Source organism: Acinetobacter sp. GN11, assembly GCF_054823985.1.
The window spans coordinates 1-6,275 of record NZ_JRVL01000104.1 but is presented as its reverse complement, the minus strand read 5'-3'; the positions used below and the strand labels follow the sequence as shown (position 1 = coordinate 6,275).

Below are 6,275 nucleotides of genomic sequence, written 5' to 3'. Positions count from 1 at the left end.
GTTGACACTATGGCTGGTCAAACCGTTCAAATTAAAACTGCATCTGGAAAGCAGTTCAGTGCATATCTAACAACACCAGGAACAGGAAAAGGACCTGGAGTGGTGCTTTGTCAGGAAATCTTTGGGGTGAATGCGGCCATGCGAGAAAAAGCAGAATTTCTTGCAGAAGAAGGCTATACCGTTTTAGTTCCTGATTTATTTTGGCGTGTAGCACCTAATATAGAACTGGGTTATACACCAGAAGATTTTCAAAAGGCTTTCGAGCTTTATCAGCAATATGATGAAAATCTTGGGGTTGAAGATATTCAGGACAGCTTATCTTTTTTAAAGACTCGACCAGAATGTGACACTTCTACAGGCCTCGGCGTGGTGGGGTACTGTTTGGGTGGAAAGCTAGCTTATCTGGCAGGCTGTCGACTTTCTGACGTGGCATGTGCTGTAGGTTATTACGGTGTAGGCATTGAAAAAGCCTTAGATGAGTTAGCCAACGTAAAAGGTCGTTTGGTTTTACATATTGCAGAGCTGGACCAATTTACACCGCCAGATGCAAGACAAGCGATTGTTGATGCAGCTAACCAATATTCAAATGTACAAGCCTATGTTTACGAAGGTGTTGATCATGCTTTTGCACGCCCAAAAAGCAATCATTATCACAAACCGTCAGCACGCTTTGCCCACGAGCGTACAGTAACAGCTCTACATGACGCGATTGGACCGAAATATGACCTAGTCGCGCTATGGGAAGAGCATATTCGTCATGAGTTTGATACGCGTGATGTGCCAGCAACCATGGCAACAATGGTCGCAGAACCTTATGTCAACCATATTCCAACCTTAACTGGCGGTGTAGGTCAAAGCCAGCTCGCTCGTTTTTATCAATATCACTTTGTTCATCAAAACCCGAAAGATATGAAGATCACTTCTATCTCTCGTACGGTTGGCTCAACGCAAGTGGTAGACGAGTTCATTATGAGCTTTACCCACGATGCTGAAATTGACTGGTTATTACCGGGTGTAAAACCGACTGGTAAATACGTCGAGATTCCAATGTTAGGTGTAATTCAGTTCAGAGGTTCAAAGCTGTGTCATGAGCATATTTACTGGGACCAAGCATCGGTGCTTGTTCAAATTGGTTTATTAGACCCGACAGGTTTACCAGTTGCAGGTGTCGAAACAGCACGAAAACTTCTTGATGAAGATCTTCCTTCAAATACGTTGATGCCATCTTGGTCAAGTAGCGAAGGCAAGCCAGTTAATTAAGGAGTATCTGCAATGAATATAGATTTAAAAGGAAAAGTCGCTGTGGTAAGCGGTGGCGCAACACTGATTGGTAAAGCCGTTGTGCAAGCCTTAGTCAGTGCAGGTGCTCATGTCGCTATCTTAGATATTGATGCCAAAGGCAAGGCAATTGCGGAAAGCTTTAATCATGATGTGATGTTTATTCAAACCGATTTAACCAGTGATGCGGCTATTCAACAAGCTGTGGCAGATATTCATCAACATTTAGGTGAAGTGAGTTACTTGGTCAATCTGGCATGTACATATTTAGATGACGGTTTCAAATCTTCACGTCAAGACTGGTTACAAGCACTCGATATTAATTTGGTCTCTACAGTTGAGCTGAGCCGTGCTTTATATCATGACCTAAAAAAGCAGCAAGGTTCAATCGTTAATTTTACTTCCATTTCGGCCAAAGTGGCACAAACAGGGCGCTGGTTATATCCAGTGTCTAAAGCCGCGATTCGTCAACTCACACAAAGCATGGCAATGGATTTTGCTGCCGATGGTATTCGCGTCAACTCAGTTTCACCAGGTTGGACATGGTCTCGTGTCATTGCAGAAGTCAGCAGTAATAACCGTGAAAAAGCCGATAGCGTGGCAGCCGATTATCACTTACTAGGCCGATTGGGTCATCCCGAAGAAGTCGCCAACGTGGTTTTGTTTTTAGTGTCACCCGCTGCGAGTTTTGTCACCGGAGCAGATTATGCGGTCGATGGCGGATATTCAGTGATGGGCCCTGAAGGATCACAGCCCGCTATTCCACGTTTAGCCGAATAGCACAGCGTTTTAAAAGCACATTTAGAAAATTATGGAGAAGATTATGCGCCGTATCGCAATTGTTGGAGCAGGACAGTCTGGTTTACAGCTTGGTTTAGGCTTATTAGATACAGGCTATGACGTGACAATGATCACCAACCGAACTGCCGATGAAATCCGTCAAGGTAAAGTCATGTCAAGCCAGTGTATGTTTCATACCGCTTTACAAACTGAACGAGACTTGGGACTAAATTTTTGGGAAGAACAATGTCCAGCGGTAGAAGGCATCGGGCTGGCTTTAGTTAATCCTGAAAATGGTGGTAAAGCATTTGAATGGAGTGCTCGGCTTGAGCGTTACGCTCAATCGGTCGATCAACGCGTCAAAATGCCATATTGGATGGAAGAATTTGAACGCCGTGGCGGTCGATTAGTGATTCAGGATGTGGGTATAGAAGAGTTAGAACAACTCGCAAACGACTACGAGCTTGTATTACTCGCGGCTGGTAAAGGTGAAGTCGTTAAACAGTTTGAACGTGATGATGTGCGCAGTGTTTTCGATAAACCGCAGCGCGCTTTGGCATTGACTTATGTCAAAAACATGAAGCCAATTTCGCCATACTCTCGTGTGACTTTTAATATTATTCCAGAAGTGGGCGAATACTTTTCATTTCCAGCACTTACAGTAAATGGTCCTTGCGACATTATGGTGTTTGAAGGTATTCCAAATGGGCCAATGGATTGCTGGCAAGATGTCAAAACACCTGAACAGCATTTGCAATGCAGTTTGGATTTACTCAAGAAATTTGTGCCTTGGGAATATGAACGCTGCGCGAATGTTGAGTTAACCGATGCTGGTGGATATTTAGCAGGACGTTTCCCGCCGACAGTACGTAAACCTGTTTTAACCTTACCATCTGGCAAGAAAATTTTTGGTATGGCAGATGCCTTGGTGGTGAATGACCCTATTACTGGTCAAGGCTCAAACAACGCTGCTAAGTGTAGCAAAATCTATTTCGATGCCATTTTAGCCAATGATAATCAAAACTTTAGCGAACAATGGATGGTTCAAACTTTTGAACGTTATTGGGCTTATGCAGAAAAAGTGGTGGCTTGGACCAATAGCCTGTTAGTACCGCCGCAACCCCATGTTGTTGAGCTATTAGCAGCCGCAAGCCAAAACCAGAGCATTGCTTCCATTATGGCCAATAACTTTGATGACCCTCGTGCCTTTGCTCCTTGGTGGTTTGATGCAAATCAGGCTCAAGCATTCATGGCCTCAAAAACCGCAGCAAAAGTAGCCTAGGTCATAGTCAAAGGGAGATATGAAAAATGGACACAATTGAAACTTTAGCTTTACAAGCGATTAATGCTGAAAACCCAAGAGAAATCCGTAATTTGCTTGGACAGTTTGCAACTGGCGTTACCGTGATTACAACTCGTGGTAAAGATGGTCGGAAAATAGGAATGACAGCCAATTCATTTTCGTCGCTGTCTTTAGACCCACCATTAATTTTGTGGAGTCTTTCAAAAACAGCGCCAAGTTTGTCTGATTTTGTAGAGGCTGAATATTTTGCCATTCACATGTTGGCACAAGAGCATCATCAGCTTTCAGGACATTTTGCTCGTGGTGCTGAAGATAAATTTGCAGGCATTGCCCATCAGCAATGCAATGCAGGCGTTCCTATTTTGACCGATGCACTCGCGACCTTGGTTTGCCGCAATGTAAATCAGTATGAAGGCGGCGATCACCTGATTTTTATTGGTCAAATTGAACAATACCAACAACGCCAAGGTGAACCATTGGTATTCCACGCAGGAAAGTATCGGATTGCCGTAGAGCATCCAGAATTAGCACATTAATTCACCACAATCACGATCAATCCGGTCGTGATTTTTTTATAGGAAATAAGAAGATGAAAAGCACTTTAATTAAGCATGGATTTTTAGCAGGGACATTGTTGGGTTTGCCTTTGGTTACACATGCCTATGATTTACCGACCGTAAATTTAGGTATGACCAGCTTTCTCGATGGAGGTTTACCCGCAGGGCCTGGCTGGTATGCTCAAACTTACTTTCAAAATTACGATAGTAATAAACTGGTCGATGCCAATGGACAAAAATTAGGTTTACCTAAAACAGATTTAAATTATCAAGTATTGGTTGAGCAGATTAGTTACTTATCGAATATCCGAGTAAAAGATAAAGCTAGCCTAGGTATGAATTTTTTAATTCCTTTTGTCAGCAAAATGGACATGGATGATGGCTTAAATAATGCTGCTATTAAAGCCCAAAGTGGCTTTGGGGACATTATGATTGGACCTTTTATTCAATTCGATCCAGTCATGGGCGCGCAAGGGCCGAAGTTTGTACATCGTTTTGAGTTTCAGGTGAATTTACCTACTGGCGAATACGATCGGCAAAAAGATATTAACCCCAGTAATAACGCTGTTTCATTTGACCCTTATTGGGCTGCAACGTATTGGTTTAATCCTAAATGGACCGCATCCACACGTATCCATTATCTCTATAACTTTAAAAATGATGACTCAAGTTATGCTTTTGCTGGAGCAAATGACATGCAAGCTGGGCAAGCAATTCATGCAAACTTCGCAACAGACTATGCCATTACTGAACAGTTTCGCTTAGGACTAAATGGCTATTGGCTAAAACAAGTCACTGATACCGAAGTGGATGGTGAAAAAGTCAAAGGTAGACGTGAACAAGTCTGGGCAATTGGTCCGGGTGCGATGTATAGTTTTTCTAAAAATGATCACTTGGTTGCAAATGCTTATTTTGAGCAAGATGCTGAAAACCGTCCAGAGGGAACACGTCTACAAGTTCGTTATGTCCATCATTTTTAAATCATAAAAAAAGCCTTTTATATCAATAAATATAAAAGGCTTTTATCTATTTTTAGTTTAAGAAAAAATTGAAGTAATTAAGCCTGAGCCTTCACTTTGACTAGAACGGCGAGTAGACGAGGGTAACTCACCATAACGGCGTTTGTACTCTTGAGAAAAACGGCCTAAGTGAGTAAATCCCCATTTAAATGCAACGTCTGTAACCGATAGATTTTCATTATGCATCAGCTCTAAATGAGCCTGTTCAAAGCGTAATTCTTTTAAATAAGACATTGGGGTTGTCCCCAAATAGTTTTTAAAACCAGTAAATAGGGTTCTTACGCTCACGCCAGCATGTTCAGCCAAAATTTCGACGTTAAGCGGCTCGTGTAAATGTTCTTTTATGTAGGCTTCTGTACGCTTCACAAAATAAGGAGAGACTGTTTTTTCTTTATACTGATCAATTTTATGTAACGCATTATTAGGTTGACCATAAATGAGTGCATTAAATAGATTTGACTCAAATTGTTTAAAGGCTAAAGGATGATGAAGCGGATGTTGTTCACAAGCCAAAGCATCCATCAATGTTCTAACGAGCTGTAAAAAGTAGGCTCCACTTTGTGTAGAAAAGTCTAATTTTGGGTCGAAAACGAGTAAGTTGTTTTCTGAATCGGCAATGTGCTGACGGCAATGGTAAGTAAAATCATCCTTTGAAACTTTTAGAATGAGCTGTGGTGAGTTCGCATGCCAGCGCATACGTAAAGATTGCTGAGGAGAAATAAGAGAAGCAACTTGAGAATAAGAAATAAACTTTTGTGAACCGAATTCGATTTCTGCGTAGCCTTGAGTTGGAATTTGAATGAGGTAAAAGTTATCAAGGTGATCTGGTTCAATAATGACATCCGCGCCATATTCCAAGCGACTAATAGATAGTGCGCCTGTTTTAACATGGTGCATGGTTGCATTGAAATCTCGCTTTTGATGAGAGATTTTAAGATCATGCGGTTTAAAAATTTGGCCTACATTTCGGCAGGTTTCGCTTAAATCGTGATGATCAAACACCAAATTATGGTCAGTAAAGATAGACTCATTTTGAAAATGACGCCCACTGAGTTCTGGGGAGTTGGCTTGGTTCATATTTATCCCTTTTGGCTCACTCCTGTATTTACTTGTGTTGTAAAAGCTTTAAAACTTCGCTGCACAGCAAGTAAATACGGCACTTAAAAAATTAAGTTACTCGCAAATTACAATGAGATATAAGCAAAATACAGACCAATTTAACCGCTAATTAATATGATTTTCTCAAATTTTTACATCGGATTTTTTCCATCAATTTAATACATTTGAGAAATAGAATAGGGGGATATAAAAGATGCTATAAGTTAATCTCATCATGAC

At 41.4% G+C, this 6,275-nt stretch carries 6 protein-coding genes; 5 read left to right on the top strand and 1 reads right to left on the bottom strand.

The window, feature by feature from the left end; translation table 11 throughout:
• Window positions 1–9 precede the first annotated feature (9 nt).
• From NL42_RS10800 to NL42_RS10780, 5 genes are read left to right on the top strand one after another with little or no spacing between them, the layout of a single operon-like run.
• The gene (locus tag NL42_RS10800) at window positions 10–1,260 is read left to right on the top strand and encodes a dienelactone hydrolase family protein (protein WP_461312739.1); all 1,251 of its coding nucleotides are present in this window, start codon (window positions 10–12) and stop codon (window positions 1,258–1,260) included.
• A gap of 12 nt (window positions 1,261–1,272) precedes the next feature.
• Window positions 1,273–2,058, top strand: a complete 786-nt coding sequence (locus NL42_RS10795; protein WP_445406155.1) for an SDR family oxidoreductase — start codon at window positions 1,273–1,275, stop codon at window positions 2,056–2,058.
• A 43-nt stretch (window positions 2,059–2,101) separates the two neighbouring features.
• Entirely contained in the window at window positions 2,102–3,340 is a 1,239-nt protein-coding gene (locus NL42_RS10790; RefSeq protein WP_213033557.1) for a styrene monooxygenase/indole monooxygenase family protein, read from the top strand.
• Window positions 3,341–3,366: 26 nt separating this feature from the next.
• Complete coding sequence (locus NL42_RS10785; RefSeq protein WP_461312738.1) at window positions 3,367–3,897, top strand: flavin reductase family protein; 531 nt, start codon at window positions 3,367–3,369, stop codon at window positions 3,895–3,897.
• 53 nt (window positions 3,898–3,950) lie between these two features.
• Window positions 3,951–4,898: a SphA family protein gene (locus NL42_RS10780; protein WP_461312737.1), complete on the top strand. Its 948-nt coding sequence runs from the start codon at window positions 3,951–3,953 to the stop codon at window positions 4,896–4,898.
• 57 nt (window positions 4,899–4,955) lie between these two features.
• Here the strand turns inward: NL42_RS10780 and NL42_RS10775 are convergent, their stop codons facing one another.
• A complete protein-coding gene (locus NL42_RS10775) occupies window positions 4,956–6,014 on the bottom strand; it encodes an AraC family transcriptional regulator (RefSeq protein ID WP_461312736.1) in 1,059 nt (352 codons plus the stop codon).
• Between the last annotated feature and the right edge of the window lie 261 nt (window positions 6,015–6,275).

Bases quoted from the DNA above. Each gene is read 5' to 3' on its own strand.
- NL42_RS10785 (WP_461312738.1), top strand. From the start codon at position 3,367: ATGGACACAATTGAAACTTTAGCTTTACAAGCGATTAATGCTGAAAAC.
- NL42_RS10780 (WP_461312737.1), top strand. From the start codon at position 3,951: ATGAAAAGCACTTTAATTAAGCATGGATTTTTAGCAGGGACATTGTTG.
- NL42_RS10800 (WP_461312739.1), top strand. From the start codon at position 10: ATGGCTGGTCAAACCGTTCAAATTAAAACTGCATCTGGAAAGCAGTTC.
- NL42_RS10795 (WP_445406155.1), top strand. From the start codon at position 1,273: ATGAATATAGATTTAAAAGGAAAAGTCGCTGTGGTAAGCGGTGGCGCA.
- NL42_RS10775 (WP_461312736.1), bottom strand. From the start codon at position 6,014: ATGAACCAAGCCAACTCCCCAGAACTCAGTGGGCGTCATTTTCAAAAT.
- NL42_RS10790 (WP_213033557.1), top strand. From the start codon at position 2,102: ATGCGCCGTATCGCAATTGTTGGAGCAGGACAGTCTGGTTTACAGCTT.